General features: G+C 43.8%; 10 protein-coding genes and 1 pseudogene. 4 read left to right on the plus strand and 7 right to left on the minus strand.

Features of this window, described 5'->3' with window-relative positions:
• Window positions 1–71: 71 nt before the first annotated feature.
• The 4 genes from AB4323_RS03720 to AB4323_RS03735 form a co-directional block, all read right to left on the minus strand.
• Window positions 72–1742 (minus strand): DUF342 domain-containing protein, encoded by a 1671-nt coding sequence (locus AB4323_RS03720; protein WP_372151651.1) that lies wholly within the window; start codon window positions 1740–1742, stop codon window positions 72–74.
• 419 nt (window positions 1743–2161) lie between these two features.
• Window positions 2162–4255, minus strand: a complete 2094-nt coding sequence (locus AB4323_RS03725) for a GNAT family N-acetyltransferase (protein ID WP_372151653.1) — start codon at window positions 4253–4255, stop codon at window positions 2162–2164.
• Between the two features lie 93 nt (window positions 4256–4348).
• Window positions 4349–5323, minus strand: a complete 975-nt coding sequence (locus AB4323_RS03730) for a ParB/RepB/Spo0J family partition protein (RefSeq protein ID WP_017061212.1) — start codon at window positions 5321–5323, stop codon at window positions 4349–4351.
• A 5-nt stretch (window positions 5324–5328) separates the two neighbouring features.
• A complete protein-coding gene (locus AB4323_RS03735) occupies window positions 5329–6546 on the minus strand; it encodes a ParA family protein (protein ID WP_372151655.1) in 1218 nt (405 codons plus the stop codon).
• A gap of 1265 nt (window positions 6547–7811) precedes the next feature.
• Between AB4323_RS03735 and AB4323_RS03740 the strand changes: the two genes are divergently transcribed.
• Window positions 7812–9791 carry a replication initiator protein RctB domain-containing protein gene (locus AB4323_RS03740; RefSeq protein WP_102332336.1) on the plus strand — a complete coding sequence of 660 codons (1980 nt, stop codon included), beginning with the start codon at window positions 7812–7814 and terminating at the stop codon, window positions 9789–9791.
• A 380-nt stretch (window positions 9792–10171) separates the two neighbouring features.
• Here the strand turns inward: AB4323_RS03740 and AB4323_RS03745 are convergent, their stop codons facing one another.
• The gene (locus AB4323_RS03745) at window positions 10172–10690 is read right to left on the minus strand and encodes a transcriptional regulator (RefSeq protein ID WP_102320933.1); all 519 of its coding nucleotides are present in this window, start codon (window positions 10688–10690) and stop codon (window positions 10172–10174) included.
• Window positions 10687–11532, minus strand: a pseudogene (locus tag AB4323_RS03750) (ABC transporter ATP-binding protein). The gene AB4323_RS03745 and the pseudogene AB4323_RS03750 overlap by 4 nt, the downstream one beginning before the upstream one ends.
• 227 nt (window positions 11533–11759) lie before the next feature.
• Between AB4323_RS03750 and AB4323_RS03755 the strand changes: the two are divergent.
• A complete protein-coding gene (locus tag AB4323_RS03755) occupies window positions 11760–11954 on the plus strand; it encodes a hypothetical protein (protein ID WP_017061218.1) in 195 nt (64 codons plus the stop codon).
• A gap of 189 nt (window positions 11955–12143) precedes the next feature.
• Window positions 12144–12704, plus strand: coding sequence for an NADAR family protein (locus tag AB4323_RS03760; RefSeq protein WP_032546895.1), 561 nt, complete (start codon window positions 12144–12146; stop codon window positions 12702–12704).
• A 174-nt stretch (window positions 12705–12878) separates the two neighbouring features.
• Here the strand turns inward: AB4323_RS03760 and AB4323_RS03765 are convergent, their stop codons facing one another.
• Window positions 12879–13637 (minus strand): ABC transporter substrate-binding protein, encoded by a 759-nt coding sequence (locus tag AB4323_RS03765; protein ID WP_102332335.1) that lies wholly within the window; start codon window positions 13635–13637, stop codon window positions 12879–12881.
• An 88-nt stretch (window positions 13638–13725) separates the two neighbouring features.
• Between AB4323_RS03765 and AB4323_RS03770 the strand changes: the two genes are divergently transcribed.
• Window positions 13726–16158 carry a response regulator gene (locus AB4323_RS03770; protein WP_229647583.1) on the plus strand — a complete coding sequence of 811 codons (2433 nt, stop codon included), beginning with the start codon at window positions 13726–13728 and terminating at the stop codon, window positions 16156–16158.
• The last annotated feature ends 34 nt before the right edge of the window (window positions 16159–16192 follow it).

Below are 16192 nucleotides of genomic sequence, written 5' to 3' on the forward strand. Positions count from 1 at the left end.
ATCAGCTCCCCTTTTTTATTTGTCAGTATCGGCACCTTAACCATACGTAACTTTGTGTTCAGCACAAAAGTCTACAAAGCAATATCCTCTTGCTCCATCTTGAATGAACATTGGATCTCGTATTGGTTGAATGAGAAAACACTTCCGCCGTGGGTTCGCTTGGTTGTGACTGTCTCATCACCAAATTGAATCGTCACTCGGGTATACACTTTTTCGTGTACCTCTACAGTGCATTCAGCAAGGTTGGTTGCAAACTCCGCTTCGAGTGTATCTAGCTGCGACTTTGTGTTTTCAATTGCGAGATTATTCTTCTCACGTTGCTGCTCAATTTCTAGGGCTTGCTCTTCGCTTCTCTCGGTTTTAGGGCGCTTCTTAAATTCTAACTCTTGGCGAATCACACCCATGGTTTGCTCTTGAGTGTGTTTATAAGTTTCCTTCAACTCGGCTATCTTTTGGCGGTAACCATCGTAGCGCGCAAAACCATGTACCTTAGTTGCGGTGTCTCCCTCAACACCTAAGAAGACACATTCTACTTTTCCGCCAACTTTGGCTTCACCACCGCTTAGCGTGCCGTGTTTTTTCAAGCTGTCCATCACGATAAGGTTGTTACCACAGCGAATGTCGTTACTCATACTGTGCACACCAAGTCGAAGGTCATTGGCCGTTTGTAGCTCGGCATTCTGTGCGTAGCTTGCTGTGATAGAGCCTTTACTGAATACCTTACAACTTTTTGGCTCACCCTCTTTGGTCGTGTGGCCGATAATGCCTTTCGCGACTTTGATATCCCCCTGAGCTTGCACTTCGGCCGATTCGATAAAGCCACCAACCGTAACACTTCCGGTCGCCTTGACGATCATCCCCGGCTCGATGTTGCCAGAGACAAAGACATTACCTTTAAATTTAACATGCCCAGTTGAGACATCGACGTTGCTGACACATAAGGCGTCATCCACTTCGATGGTTCGATCTTTAATGATGGGCAATCCAGGGTGTGAGGCGAGTAGTAAATTGGGATCTTCAGGGGAGATGTAGGTGCCCTTTCCTGGCTTGATTAAACTGTCTTGCCCAGGAAGCGGTGGGATAATTCGGCCTTGAACGGTAAAGCCAGCGATACCTTTGGTAGCGGGGGTACGTTTCATTAAGTGATCATTTTGACCAACGGTAATGGTTTGTCCCAAGTCTCGCATATCAATCTTGCCTTCGTCTTTGCTGCGAGGCTTCAAGACTTGGCGAGTAATATCTTCAACCAAAGCGGCAAACTTAGCATCCTTACCTTTTACTGGTTGTGTCCCTTTAGCGACGGGCTGAGTAAACTTTTCCCCGGGCTTAAGTTTGCTACTCATCATCAGAACTTTTCTGAGCGCTAACTTATTTATTCCTTTTGTTATTTGAGCTAGAGATAAGCACTGAATGATGTCGCTACCACGCAGTGGGTGTCCATTGTAGGGGCCAGTGACCACGAGACTCGCCAACATCTCATCATCAGACAGTTCGACCGCAACAGTGGCATTTCGAACTTCAGCAATCAAGATTCCTTCATAAGCTTCACCCTTACCTTCTTTAGCAAGAGTAACGAAACGCAACACCTCTTCTTCGAAAAGAAAATAGTTTGATGCATTCAAAGCTTCCAAGGTTGGTGGCAGCGTCTTGTTATCAAAGCTTGCGTCAACCACAATCCCGGTTGGCAGACATGCCATTACTTGTTGCTTGTCTTCCGACAATGTAACGATGTTATCCCACATTCGAATTGAGTATCCCTAATGACTCAGTTGTTATTCAGTCTATATAATTCATTCTGCGCTGAGTATCACATTATTAGAATAATCAGCGTCACATCACTTACTTTCGATTCTGCAAACATGACTCATAAATAAGACTTACACATTTTATGATCTGCTTCGCCTTTACAAATACATAGGAAAATTTTTTCAGAATATTTCGTGCGATTGAATGTTGATTCGATGTAGGGCTAGATAGTAAAGGCGAATAGCTTTAGAAGATTAAAGGCTGTAGTGGAGAGATGAAACAGAAGTGATGTAACAGATAATCAGGGTAAAAACGGATTTGAATATGGAGCTTCAGTTTACAGTGTAAATCCAAGATTCTAATTTACACTGTAAATCTAATTTGTAGCGGTCAGTCTATTTAAATGATGGCTAGCCTATTTACACTGTAAATTTGCTAGCAAAACATCGACATCTTTACGAAACTGAATCTCTGCTTGTTTACGACCAACAAGATTAAACTGTTCAACACAAGTCCCCCACTCTTTCTGCTGAACAACCTTTGCGATGAGTAAGTCAGAAATACCTATGTTTCGATCGTTACTGAGTAGAATCAAGTTCAGTACGCTGAAGCTGATCGCATCATAACTGTTGCCACCGTTCACGTAATTTCTAACTAACTGAGTTTCAAACTCGCTAACGGTTTGGACACTCTTTGGCAGCAGCGCTCGTACCATATCGGTTTCAAGTGAAACCAAAGAACCTGAAACAAGAAAACAGTAGCTACGCTCGAAATGATTTTGAACTTGGTTTATCCAGCCTTGAGAGTTTGAGTTAAGCGCCTTAACCATCAGAACCGAGTGACAGCCACTTGCCTGATCTCGCTGGTGGCCGATGTGCACAGCTTCAAATTCACTACGCCGCCAAAAAGAAATCAATTCGCTGGTCGCGCCAAAGCTTGTCGCCAGATAATCTGCTTGGCTGGTTTGCTGTGATAACTGAGCCAACATCCAACGGCCAATACCCAAACCTTGATGACGTGCTGAAACAGCAATGCGCATAACTCGAAGGCAACGACTGGTCGCCGCCTGAGTACAGCCAAGTTGGTTTGCCAGTAATACTGGAGCAAGGTGACCTTGAGGCCTGCGTTTTCCAAGTTGAATTTGAGTAATCAACTCGCTGTCCAAACCACCCTCTTCCGTCACTAACATACAACCTAAACAATTATCTTGCTGCCAAGCGGCGTATAAACGGATTGCTGGATTGTTGAGAAATTGCATTAAGTCATTTGGCGAGGTCTGATAGTGCGCATCCACGAGAAGAGAAAAACATTGTTGTAGCTGCTCAGGATTAGCCAAGCATTCTGATTTTGATAACTCGCCCAAGTTTAATTGGTTGATTGCGTCAGCAGAAAAGCCTTCGATTTCATCAACCGCCGATTCAGTGACTGATGCGTCATTACCAAGTAGGAAGCAATCAAACAACCAAGCTTCTAGCGGATCGTTGCTATTCCAACGAATCGGTTGTTCGAGCTTAAAGCCTTTCCACCCCGGACGATGCTCAGAAAGCCAAGACTCAAACTTAATACCGAACCCTCGTCCACTGCCTTCGTAACCGTGTACCGTGGTCGAAAAAACCATACGGTGATAGATGTCGACCATGGATTTAAGCATCGGAATTGGAATTGTAGCCGCTTCGTCAACAAATAGAAGGTCACAATCGGGCTTGGATTTAAGTAATTCATCTGGCGCGACGAATCTCAAACTTCCCCCTTGATGGCGAATGTGAGTAGCGTTGACCACTTCGCAAGATTCCAACCCTTGGCCAGCATGAGAAAATACCGGCTCTACCGCTTTCACTGAAGGTGCAGTAACAATAATATTAAAACCGTGACGCTCAACTAACAGCTGCGCTGCGGCAATACCCAATGTCGAGCTTTTACCACGCCCTCTATCCGCAGTGAGAATCAAAGGACGTTTACGATGTCCAGACACCACTTTTTTGACTAATTCAACAGCCGTGTTTTGCTGTTCAAATTTATCCAATCCGTTTTGGGCGCTTTGCATCTGAGGAAGAGCGTGAGTTGCTTGAACTACATCGCCGGCTTCATTGTGTTGTGAAACAGAAATCAGTTTATCGAAATGACGTTTTAACCAACATTGGCCAAAGCTTTCACTATCTTCAGAGGCATTAACTTTTGGCGGCAACACCAACAACAACCCACCACCAACTAACGAACCCAACGCGGCACTAAAACCATTCGCATCGAACTGCTCTCTAAAATCACAAACAAGAACTTGGCACTCACGACCAAGCAGTTGTTGGCCTTTTTTTACTGGAGCATGAATCACACCTTCAAATGGCGTACCGCCAACCTGGAAGATGCTCGGAGTGTTTGAATCTTGAAGGAAGGTAAAAACAGCAGAGTTTTGCCAATAAAAATCGCCATCAAAGACCACGCCGTAACGGTGATCGTTATGCTGAGCAATATTAGAAAGTGTATGTAGAAAAGTGTTGGTTGGGTTTGTCATAGTTAGCGTCCAGATTCATCTAAACACAGTTTATCACAGCCAAATAAAAAGCCGCATAAAGCGGCTTTAGAGGAGTAATGAAAAGTCGTCGACTTAGTCGAGCTTCGATTGTACGAAGGCGAGGATTTCTTCCATTGTTGCGTCATCAACTTTCTTAAGGTTCAACGCCAAGTTTGAACCCTTGCGGCTGTATGATACGCGGCCCTTAATAAGCTCAACTTTTGGAGAAGCTTTCTTCGCTGGCGCTGGCGCCAATTCAAGAATCCAACCTTCCAATGTTTCGGTCACGTCTTTGGTTAGACGAGTTACGCCTTGAGCTTCGCTACGCTGCCATACGAAACCTTCAGAAGCATCACACTTAGTCAGCAGTGTTTGCTGCTGTTCACTCGTCAATCCACCAAACTGCTTGTGCAGTTTAACAATAGTTGGACGACCAAGGTCGCTCACATTTGGGTAAGCTTGTAGCAATTCAAGTGGTAGAGCAGCTGCTTTCAATGCACCACTCACTAAAGCTTCACTGCACTGGAACATTTTAGCCAGTGCTTTCTGATCTTCAGCTTCGCCTTTATCCAGCTTCGCTTGCATCTCTTTGCCCTTCTCGTAAAGAGAAAGCGGTTTATGAGCGTTAGCTACGTCTGATAGGAACTTAGCGTGTTCGCCGTTAATGTTTTCAGCAACATAGATTAGGAACTCTTTGTCAGCCAAAATACATGACATACGACGACGGCTACCATCAAGAACTTCAATCTTACCGTCTTTGTTCTTACGACCAACCGCTGGGTATTGCTGACCACGTTCTTTCAATGTTGTAAGAACATCAGAAAGCGCGTGCTCGTTTAAGAAAGATTGCTCACGAGCGTTCTCTTCAAAAACAACCGTTCGAGTAGCCACTTCAGCCGCAGGAATTCGAACCAATTCAAATGAAACCAAATCTTCGCCAGCAACAGAAAGCTCAATCACTTGAGCCTGCTCTTTTGCCGCTGTTTGCGCTTCTTGTGGTGTTGCTACGCGACGTTTGTTTGCTTTACCAAATAGCTTTGCATTTAAGTCAGATGTTTTAATTGCCATTGTTGTTATCCCTGATTAAGTGAAGGCCAGTTGCTATGTAATACGCGCTCTAATTCTAGAGCACTTTTTTGTACTGCGTCTTGAGCAACAGCTAGAGTTTTCTTACCGCCCTCAAAGTCGCTCACCGTTAGATCGAAAACCGTGCTGTAAGTGTCGGCACAGGTTTCAAAAGCACGGCTTCTTGGAATGGTTGCCATCATTACTTGGTCATTCAACAGGTAGTTCATTTCAGTCAGAACTGACACCTGTTTCTTGTTGTCGTCTTCAAACATGGTTGGCATTAGACGAACAAATTCGAGCCCTTTCCAGTCATCCGGGAACATTTCGTAAACCGTTGGTAAGTGCTGGAAGAAGTTAACCGTTGAAGCCCAATCCAAACGCTTAGCTGCACATGGAATCAGAAGTGCGTTCGACGCGTACATTGCATTCCATACTAGAGGGTCAACGTGCGGGCCGGTATCAATCATAATCACATCGAAGTCATCGGCGATTTTGTCGATAAGCTTCTCTTTTAACAGACGAACAATATCAAGTGACTGATCTTGTGAAAGGCTTTGCCACGCTTCAGCGTTAAACATCGCATCTTCTGGGAAAGCAGAAATTGTCTTCAGGTTTGGATACTGAGTTGGCAATAGTACGTTCTTACGAAGAAACTCTAGATCGACATGTTGGCCTTCAGGCACATTGTCCAACATGATATCGACGGCAGAATAGATGCTGTCGTGCTCTGCCCCACTAATTTGTGGATTTAGGAACAGACGCAAAGAGCCCTGTGGGTCCAAGTCAATCAGACAGATACGGTAGCGCTTATCCAAATTCAGAGACAAACAAGCGGCTAAGTGAACTGCTGTCATTGATTTACCCGTACCACCCTTCTGGTTTTGTACGTTGATAATCCATGGCTTATTGTCAGCATGCTGCTTACGTTCATGGAACTTCGGCACTTCTGCCGCGTCCATCAACATGTGAGCTTCTGTCAATGAAATCGAGTAATGATTAGCGTTGTTCTTTGTGAACTGATGGCCATCAGCTTCAAGTTTAGTGATCGCTTCATCGAGCTTACGACGCGTTAAACCAGAACGAGTCTCCATCATAGCTTTAGACATTGGAGGGAAATGTTCATCACTTCGCTCTTCCAAAATAATCTCAATTCGGTCAGCCTGAACTTGTTGAGTTTGTTCGGCTAGCTGATAGAGCTTATCAATCGTTTGTTCTCTTTTCATTGCCAGTTTCCGTAATGATTAACTAAGTACAAATTGTACAGCGATTAACAACAAACACAACAAAAACATGAACATACATTTATGAGTAAAATCACATAAAATAGACCGCGTTTTTACAATTTGATGAAACATCGCCTTAGACAAACACAAAAATGACTGTTTCTATCATGTATAACCATGCTATTTCTAGTCTACATTTTAAATGTTACAGCATCACTTATTTACAATGTAAATGGAATTTCAACGAAAAACCTTCGGAACGATTGAAATACAACCGTAGATTACGGTTGGTGTGATTTGCATTCGAATTTATAGATTTTCAATCCAATAAAAATTAAAAAACACTCAATGACCAAAAAATTCAAAACAGAAGAGAAGAGAAGATGGGGTGTCAAAAAACAACAGAGGATTGGAACCTAACCGGAAGAATGATCATGGATCACATCCAGTGTAAGATAATTGATAACGCCAAATTATGAAGCATGATCAAGGCGTAAACTGAGCAATATTGATCCGAGCAACTGCACATTGAAAATGATCAACCTCCGGAAAAATGATCAAGTAAACATAGTTCCGGAAGCATGTAATTTATGAACTAAGTTACGGACAAATGCTTTTGGAATGGGGATTCAACGCCTATAAGGGCTCAATGATTGAAAATTCAATCGACACAGACCAAGAATACACAAACATGACAATTTCATGATCATGCTTCCTAGTTAAGACCCACCCGCTCTAAATACATCAAAGCAATCTATTTCCAGCGGATACAGACTAAATTTTGCACTCAATAGGGTAGGAACGATAAAAAAGTATGCTCTCTTGATCATTGTTCCGATAGATTGGCCACCACAAGTGTCCACTTAGACAAGTCAAAAGCGACTTAGAAACCGATGTTGAATTCCGATCTGTGGATAAGCTGTATAAGTATAATGATCATGCTTTCGAACCAATAATGATCATGCTTACAATGACTTAATGATCATCGTTCTGATGTTCTGTGATCATGCTTTCTTAAGTTTAATGATCATAGTTTCGGAACCTTTATGATCATGCTTTCCAAGGCGGTTTATTTTAATGCTTTAAATTCAGCCACTTATAAGCAAAGTTACGTCCAGATCATTAGATCACTTAATCATTTAAGATCATATTAATCAAAAAGATCAGTTATTTAAAAGCCAATAAATTCTCTTTATTTATGATCATTCTTTCTTTATCATTCAGGAACTATAGTGAAATTACGGTTAGTGTGATACGGATCAAAAATGAAACCAGAAGAGAAATTGTTAATTAAGGCACGAAGCCACAAAGATGGTCATTTATTTGAGGTATCTGAAACAGCCGTTGAATGGATAGAACAATATCAACACTTCAAAGGTGTCACCAAAAGCATAGTTGAGCTTCTTAACCTAATTTCACTTCGTGGGTTTAGCAGTAAAGACGGGTACGTTTCCACCACTGAGATTATTGAATCAACCGATGGTCAAGTCACTCGCGCAGCCTTACAGCAAAGGCTGAGAGCTGCAGTTAATATCGGATTGTTCAAACAAATCCCCGTTCGCTTTGAAGAAGGCCTTGCTGGTAAAACCATGTTGCATCGCTTTGTGAACCCAAACCAATTGATATCGGTGCTGGGTGCCACCAGCTTAGTGACAGAAAGCGTGAAGCAAAATGAAAAGCAAAAGCGCTCTAAAGCCCTAGCTCAAACCAAAGTAAACAAGCGCTTACTGAATGAACATGGGTTGAATACCCCACCAACGATGAAAGATGAAGCGGATCAATTCATTGTTTCGCCAACCAATTGGGCGGGGATTATTGATCAAGCGTTAGCGCCACCTAGAACTCGTAAGAGCTACCAGAAATCCATGGTTTCGATCTCTGGCACTCGCGCTGTAATCGAGACACGATCTTCTAAAAATATCATGACCGTTGACGATCTGATGACGCTATTCGCGTTATTCACTCTCACCGTTCAATATCATGATCATCACCAAGATGATTACCACCTAGACGCGAAACACACGCCGAACAAAACACCACTCTACATCACTGATATTTTGTCTTTACGTGGCAAGAAAGACAGCGGCCCTGCACGTGATTCGATCCGCGACAGTATTGATCGGATCGAATTCACGGATTTCCAACTGCATGAGCTTACAGGTCGCTGGCTTAGTGAGAACATGCCAGAAGGCTTTAAGAGTGATCGTTTCCGATTCTTAGCTAGAACCATTACAGCATCGGAAGAAGCGCCTACAGAGGGCTCTGACGGCGAAATTCGCATTAAACCGAACCTATACATCCTGGTTTGGGAACCTTCGTTCTACGAAGAGCTGCTGACGCGTGACTATTTCTTCCTATTTCCGCCAGAAATCCTGAAGCAACATACCTTGGTTTTCCAAGTGTATTCGTACTTTAGAAGCCGCATGGCACGTCGCCATTCAGATAGCATGTTGCTCAGTGAGCTCAACCAGAAATTGGCGCGTAACATCGATTGGCGTCGTTTCTCGATGGATCTGATCCGCGAGCTCAGAAAATTGGGTGAAGTCGGGGATCAAGAAGATACCTTCCTGGTTAATCTATGGGGTTATCACTTGACGATCACCGCGTTGATCGAAAAAGGGAAAACGACCGATTATCAGGTAGATATCAAATGTAATGTGGAAGAAGTATTACGTTACTCAAGAGCGCGTACCACTAACGCAGGTAAGCGTAATATGGCACCAACGCTGCCGAACCCACTTCGTAACGAAATGGTGTCTAAGCAGAAACTGGAAGAGCTGTCTGAGATTATCGATGGTGAGTTTGAACCCATTCAGCGTAAAGCACCGTCGCCAAGAGGCAAATTGGGACGTCGAGTTAAGCAGCGTAAACACTCTGTTGAGATCAACGCTGACGAGATCATGATTACTCTCTCTAAATATACCTCTGAAGAGGCTCTAGAACGCAGCATAACGGCTTTATCTGCTATGACAGGGCACTCACATGCCTCAATCAAAGAAGAGTGCTCAGAGCTCATTGAGAAGCTTGATTGGTTGAGAGTAGGGGAGGACGTTATCCCATACGAAACACTGAGTCGCTTGATTGAGCTATATAACGACCGAGATAGCACCAGCAATCGACATCTGTCCATTGAACGTTTGATCTCTGGTTTAGCGGTGCGTCGTAAAGTGTGTAAACAAGTTCATGAAGGTCATTTAGACGAAAACGTGTTCCTTGCGCTCGATGAAATGGCGATTGGCCACTAGTCATTATCCTATCGCGATAAGCCTGTTTTACCGTCGCTGAATGGATAGTTTTGAACACATTAGGTGCTGATTAAAATCGCACCTAACGCTGACAAAGTGATGACAAAGTAGCGCATCTAGTTGATTATTATTTATCCCGAATAGACAACCTTTGTCCTTTCTTGTGATTAATAGATTGGCTCATATTTTGTTACATCATACTGAATAGATTTTTGCGAGTTCCCAAGGGACTCGCTTTTTTTTGCCTAAAATTCAGTCAATCATTAAAATTCAATAGCTTACAGAGTTAAACGCCGAAGCATGATCAAGGCTCGATCATGCTTTCTACGGATCTAGCTCTGGTGAGATTCTGATTTGATGCTTGATCGAGAAGGGCTTGATCAGTGGAGATGGCGTTGAATAATTCCTTGATCATCGTTTCGGGGATGGGTTGCCATAAAGCGTACATGCGACTCGATCAATTTTTCAGACTCTGCTTTCCAACGTGGTTCTTGCTGTTGGTTCGTAAACTCCAAAGCCAATACACACAAGTGTTGTAGCCGCTGTGTACACCACTCTTGCAATCCTGCTTCTGATTTTGGGTCACATGACACCGCTTGCAGCTTACTGTAGGCAAACATTAGGTATTGGTAGGCTTTATCTTGATGGCTTGAGCTGTTGGCCTCCTGCGAAGCCAAGTCCGGATTCGATGAATCCGCGAGGTGGCGATAGAAAGTAAAGATTCTCAGGCATCCGTCTAGCCAACATGCGATGCCTTTGCTCTGCTCATCCGTGATCAATGGCCCCCAGAGCGCATCTGGAGGCGTTAAGATCAAAGGTTCTAACCGGTCCACTTGATCATGCTTTCGGTCTTTGTACCAATCTCCGATCCGCTCTAACCAAGTGTCTAGTTCATTCATGCAACGTTATCCCACTGTTTTACAAAGTGATTATCAGAAACTTGTTTGATTTCATGCTGTATTTCACTGCTCTGCTCTCGAATACGATCAGCGTCTATTGAATAGTTTGGCTCATTTTTGACGAGTTCGCCAAATGGCAGATCGGGATCTGGTACCGCAGAGATCAACAACTTAGTGTACGGGTGTCGTGGATTGGTTAAGATCGACTGGGTTGATCCCCATTCGACGATCTGTCCTTTGTACATAACCGCTGTCTCTTCTGCGATGTAATGTGCTGTGGCAAGATCGTGGGTTATGTACAAAAAGCCAATCCCCAACTCTTGCTTCATTTTTTGCATCAGGTTCAACACGCCAAGTCGAATCGAAACGTCCAACATCGAGGTGGGTTCGTCAGCAAGAATAACCTCAGCGCCAACGGCCAGTGCTCTCGCTAGGTTAACCCTCTGTCTTTGGCCTCCACTGAGCTCGTGCGGGTATTTGGCGAGCGTTTCGATGGGTAACTCCACCAGCGTTAATAACTCTTTGAGGCGTTCTGTGAGAGCCTGTTTAGTGGCTACCTGTTTATGGATCTTAAGTGGGCGCGTTAAATGGTGCTCAATGGTGTGAGTGGGATTAAGTGAACCAAAGGGGTCTTGAAACACCATTTGCACACGGCTGCGATAATCCAAGATATCTTTACGGCTTTTCAGCGTAGAGATGTCTCTGCCTTTGAACAGTATATCTCCCTCTGTCGCAGGGTAAACCTTGGTCATCAATCGTGCGCAGGTGCTTTTCCCGCAGCCTGATTCTCCGGCTAAGCCGAAAATCTCGCCTTAGCCTATGTGAAAGCTAACGGATTTGATTGCATTGAAAGAGGGGAAAATGAGAGTTGGATCAAACCATATTTCTTATGGGTAATCTTTTAAATATAATTGCAGAAAATGGCTTTGGCAAAGTTTAAATGAGGCATTTATTAATTAGCTTTGTGAAGCGTCGGAATCATCACACTTCAGTACAGAATTTCTTAACAAGCGAAAAAGCATTTGCTACAGATTACCTGTCCATTACATGGTGCTTTTCGGAGGAAAACATGTCCATTAATTCTATCAACCATGATGAAATGACAAATATTGCAAACAAGTGGGATGCTGAAGAAGAAGTATCTTTCAAACCAGAAAAGAAAATGAAGTCTGCTGAAGCTCGTCGTCGTATCGAGACTCTAAGAGAAATTAGAGAAAGCGGTTTGAGTCTGGAAGAAGCGAGGGAGCTAGGTCTTATTCACTAATAATCCCCATTGCATTTAGAAGGGTGGCACAACGCCACCCTTTGATTTATAAGTGTTTTTTCATGTTTCCTATCCAGATTTAATCAACTCCTTGATTCTTTGGCTCACTGTTCCGTTTAGCCTATCCCTTGTGATATTACGCTTTTCAGATGAAAAACACGCACATGGCATACTCTTGAACTAAGTTGTTTGACAGTCATATTCAACGCCACTAATTTTAAAGTTAAAGCAAAAATATGCGATGTCGTTGGTAAGGAGAAGGCTATGTCTAATTCTGTGGCTCAAGCTAAAGAAGTGCTGTTTTACGAACCCGAAGATCCGAACGGATACCTGTCAAATTTTGCCGCTTGTCCTATCAAGGTAGGTGATCAAGTTTGGGCAACCAGCGAACATTATTATCAAGCGATGAAGTTTGCCTCCGAAGCGCTACGTAATACCATTTTGGAAGCCAGTACACCTGCTGAAGCGTTCTCTTTAAGTCGTGACTACGAAGACCAAGTTCGCGAAGATTGGTATGACATTCGTGTTGAAGTGATGCAGTTTATTGTGACGGAGAAGTTCAGACAGAATCCACAGTTTGCGCTGTTTCTTACCAAGACCGGAGATTCGGTGATCAAAGAACATTCGCACAAAGACCACTTCTGGGGCGATGGCGGCGATGGAACCGGCGAGAACCATTTGGGTAAGATTCTGATGGCAGTGCGTCACCAGCTTCGCACTCAGCAACTGCATTTAATTGCTTCGCACTGATTCGTCGATTCAGATAGCGGCATGCTTATCATTACTCCTTAGACGCATTTAAAAGGCCGCCCTGCTATCTAGTATGAAGCAGGGCGGCCTTTTCGGTTTTAGAGAGTCAGGCATCAACGAGAGTTAACGTACGTGACTAAGCTATCCGTTGATAAGTTCTACGTTACGCTGGTGCTATAAGTAACTCTGTACGATGTCGTCAAGCTGTCCATCGTCTTTCATTTGGTCTAGGCGTTGGTTGATGAAGCTTTGCAGCTTAGGATCCATCTCAGGGTCAAACGCCAAATGGATAGGGTAGTTATTGATGACAGAACCAAACTCATGCATCTGGTAATCATCAATACTCAGTTTTTGCTCGTTTAGGTTGTATTTGATTCGTGATTCCATTTCCACAAACACGGTGTCGCCAGGTGCTCGGTTCAGGACACGAAACGCAGCAGTGTAATCTTTTACTCGAATCTCGTTGAGCTTGCCCTGTTGGATATAAGATTCCAAGTTCGGATACTCAAATCCTTTCAGCAATACCACGGCTTTCCCATCGAGATCATCGATTGTATTGAACTCAAATGGCTTTTTACCGCTGCTGAGTAATACGTGTTTTACATTGTAAATCGGGTCTTCAGATAGGTTCGCAGATTGAATATTCCCCCAACTAGGGCTGCCATAGGTAACCCAGTTTGGATTCTCTCTCGCATCGAGCTTGTCGATCATTCGATTAAAAGGGTAGGTGTGGTAGTTGATCTCATATTGGCTGTCATCAAACACGGCTTCCACAATATCTGAAACAATTCCTCTGTGAGATGACCCGTCAGTTTCGATTTGAAAAGGTTGCGCTTGGCTCGCAATAATGTAGTAGTGAAGAGGTTCGTTTGCAGAAGCATAACTGCTTGAAAACAAACTGACTATGGATGCAACGATAAGATGTTTTTTCATAACCTTCCCTAGTTATTTGATGAATGACTACTATTATACTAGTTGAGTAATTGTAGTTTGCTAGGATAACAATAATGGTAATTTGTGTATGGTGACAAAAGGAAAACGCTACGTTGGACTCTCCCGACAGTTGATCGGGATGATAATAGCGATCAGTACCTTATTCACAGTTATAGTGACAGGTCTCGGGTTGTATGTAGAGTACCAAAGTCGAGTTTCTTTTATCAGCTCTCAGATCGAGCAGGTCAAGGCTGGCTACCTTTCTGGTTTAACGGCAAGTTTGTGGGTTGAAGATCGAGAGCAATTGTTTGTGCAAGCCGAAGGCATCTCTCGCCTCCCTTCGGTCAGTTACCTTCTTATCGAAAGTCCCGATGAAAAAATTCTAGAGTTAGGTCAAAAGACCGAAGGCCAATCTTATTCTCAGTCTTGGGAAATGGTGCACCAGATGGGCGGCACAGACTTCCCGTTGGCGACGCTCACGGTGCAATCAGACTTGAGCATGATCCTAGATGACTTTGAAGAACGAGTGTTATTGTTGCTCGCCTTCGAAGCCGTTAAAATCTTCTTGTTGTCTCTCGTATGTTTAACCATCGTCTATCGTCTTGTCGTAAAACGTTTGATGACTATGTCTTCCCAAATCAACCAACAACAGGTCGAAGACAACAAACCGCGCTTTATAACGCCAACTCACTCTACTTACAAAGATGAGATATCGACTCTAGAGAGTAGCTATAACCGATCGGTAGAACGTATTCGTCAACAATATCAAGAGCTGGAAAAAGCTAAAGATGTTGCTGAGGTGGCCAACCGCAATAAAAGTGAATTTCTTGCCAATATGAGTCACGAAATCCGTACACCAATGAATGGGATTATCGGGTTGTCGTCTTTGCTCTCTGAAATGGATATGCCGAAAGAGCAAAAAGAGTACATCAACATGCTCAACACCTCTTCGCTTACGTTGCTCGACTTAATCAACGACATTCTCGATTACTCGAAGATCGAAGCGGGGCGACTAGAGCTTCAGCAAGAGCCGATGAAAATGATGGGCATTGCGGCCGACGTTGAATCAACCTTTCGAGTGAAAGCCGAACAGAAAGGGCTTCGATTCCAATTAGCGATCGACCCTAAGATCCCAACCATGGTGATTGGCGACGGTATACAACTAAGACAAGTCCTAAATAACTTAGTAGGTAACGCGATTAAATTTACCGAGCATGGCCACGTCACGCTCTCGCTTCGTTTGGAAGAGGTGGTTGAGCCTGAGCAAAAACTCAGAGTGAGGTTCGAGGTTGTCGACAGCGGTATCGGTATTGCAGAAGACAAACAGAAATCGGTGTTCGATAAGTTTCAACAAGCCGACGGCAGTACCACACGTATTTATGGAGGCACAGGGCTTGGTCTAACAATATGCGAGAAGATAGTGACATTGATGGGCAGCAAGCTTGAACTCACCAGTGTTGAAGGTAAAGGCAGTACCTTCTATTTTACGGCTGACTTTGACCCGTGTTTAGAAGCCGATGAAAGCAATATCGATTTCAATAAGGTTTCGGTTCTGCTTGTGGATGATAGCCAGCTGAACATGCGTATAACGTCTACACAGCTTCAATCCTTTGGCGTTAAGTCTGAGTGCTGTGAAACGGCAAACCAAGCGTTAGAGTTGGTTTCAGAGTCTGTGGCTAAGTCATCACCTTATGATCTCGTTCTGATAGACAAAGTAATGCCGTCCGTTGATGGCTTTCAACTGGCGAGAAGCTTAGTTGAACGCTTTGGTAGCGAGTGTCCCAAGTTAGTGATGATCTCTGCTGACCCTAGAAAGCAAGATGAAGCTCGTGCTAAACAAGTCGGTTTTGTTGCCTACATTGCGCGTCCTTACCAAGATAATCAGCTTAAATGGACCATCAGTGAGGTACTCGCGAGAGCGGCTGATACTTCAGTCTTTACCTATCCGAACAGAGGAGAGGTTGCGTTTAAAGACAATGAACCTGTGCCGTTAAGTAAACCTGCAGCGGTTGTTAAAGATGCTCCCATTGTCTCTGTAAACGCCACACCAGCCGATAAACAAGCTCCAATTCAAGCAGAGTCAAAACCTGTCGCAGTTGCCGGAGAATTTAGTGGTACAGTTTTAGTTGTTGAAGACTCGCGAGTAAACCAACAAGTCGCCAAGATGATGCTCAAGAAGCTTGGCTTTGAGGTTGATATTGCCGACAACGGTGAAATTGGTGTCGAGAAATTCAAAGCCAACGAATACGAGATGATTTTTATGGATTGTCAGATGCCGGTTCTCGATGGCTTCGAAGCGACCAAGCAGATCCGAGCGCTCGAAGAAGGGGCTGCAAAGCATATTCCAATCATTGCGCTGACGGCCAACGTCGTGCAGCGAGACAAGCATTTGTGCTTCGATGTAGGCATGGATGAGTTTTTACCTAAACCGGTTAACCAAGGCAAACTGAGAGAGATCGTAGCGAGTTTCTTGTCGAAAGAGACGGAATCAAACAAAGAACATGAGCAGCAAATTGTTTAGTTGAGTATCTCTAATCTTACTTTCATTAAAAGAG

This window comes from Vibrio sp. 10N.261.52.C11 (assembly GCF_041471405.1).
GTDB classification, from domain to species: domain Bacteria; phylum Pseudomonadota; class Gammaproteobacteria; order Enterobacterales; family Vibrionaceae; genus Vibrio; species Vibrio crassostreae_C.

Coding starts and splice junctions, on each gene's coding strand:
- AB4323_RS03720 (WP_372151651.1), bottom strand. CDS start 1,742: ATGTGGGATAACATCGTTACATTGTCGGAAGACAAGCAACAAGTAATG.
- AB4323_RS03725 (WP_372151653.1), bottom strand. CDS start 4,255: ATGACAAACCCAACCAACACTTTTCTACATACACTTTCTAATATTGCT.
- AB4323_RS03730 (WP_017061212.1), bottom strand. CDS start 5,323: ATGGCAATTAAAACATCTGACTTAAATGCAAAGCTATTTGGTAAAGCA.
- AB4323_RS03735 (WP_372151655.1), bottom strand. CDS start 6,546: ATGAAAAGAGAACAAACGATTGATAAGCTCTATCAGCTAGCCGAACAA.
- AB4323_RS03740 (WP_102332336.1), top strand. CDS start 7,812: ATGAAACCAGAAGAGAAATTGTTAATTAAGGCACGAAGCCACAAAGAT.
- AB4323_RS03745 (WP_102320933.1), bottom strand. CDS start 10,690: ATGAATGAACTAGACACTTGGTTAGAGCGGATCGGAGATTGGTACAAA.
- AB4323_RS03755 (WP_017061218.1), top strand. CDS start 11,760: ATGTCCATTAATTCTATCAACCATGATGAAATGACAAATATTGCAAAC.
- AB4323_RS03765 (WP_102332335.1), bottom strand. CDS start 13,637: ATGAAAAAACATCTTATCGTTGCATCCATAGTCAGTTTGTTTTCAAGC.
- AB4323_RS03770 (WP_229647583.1), top strand. CDS start 13,726: ATGGTGACAAAAGGAAAACGCTACGTTGGACTCTCCCGACAGTTGATC.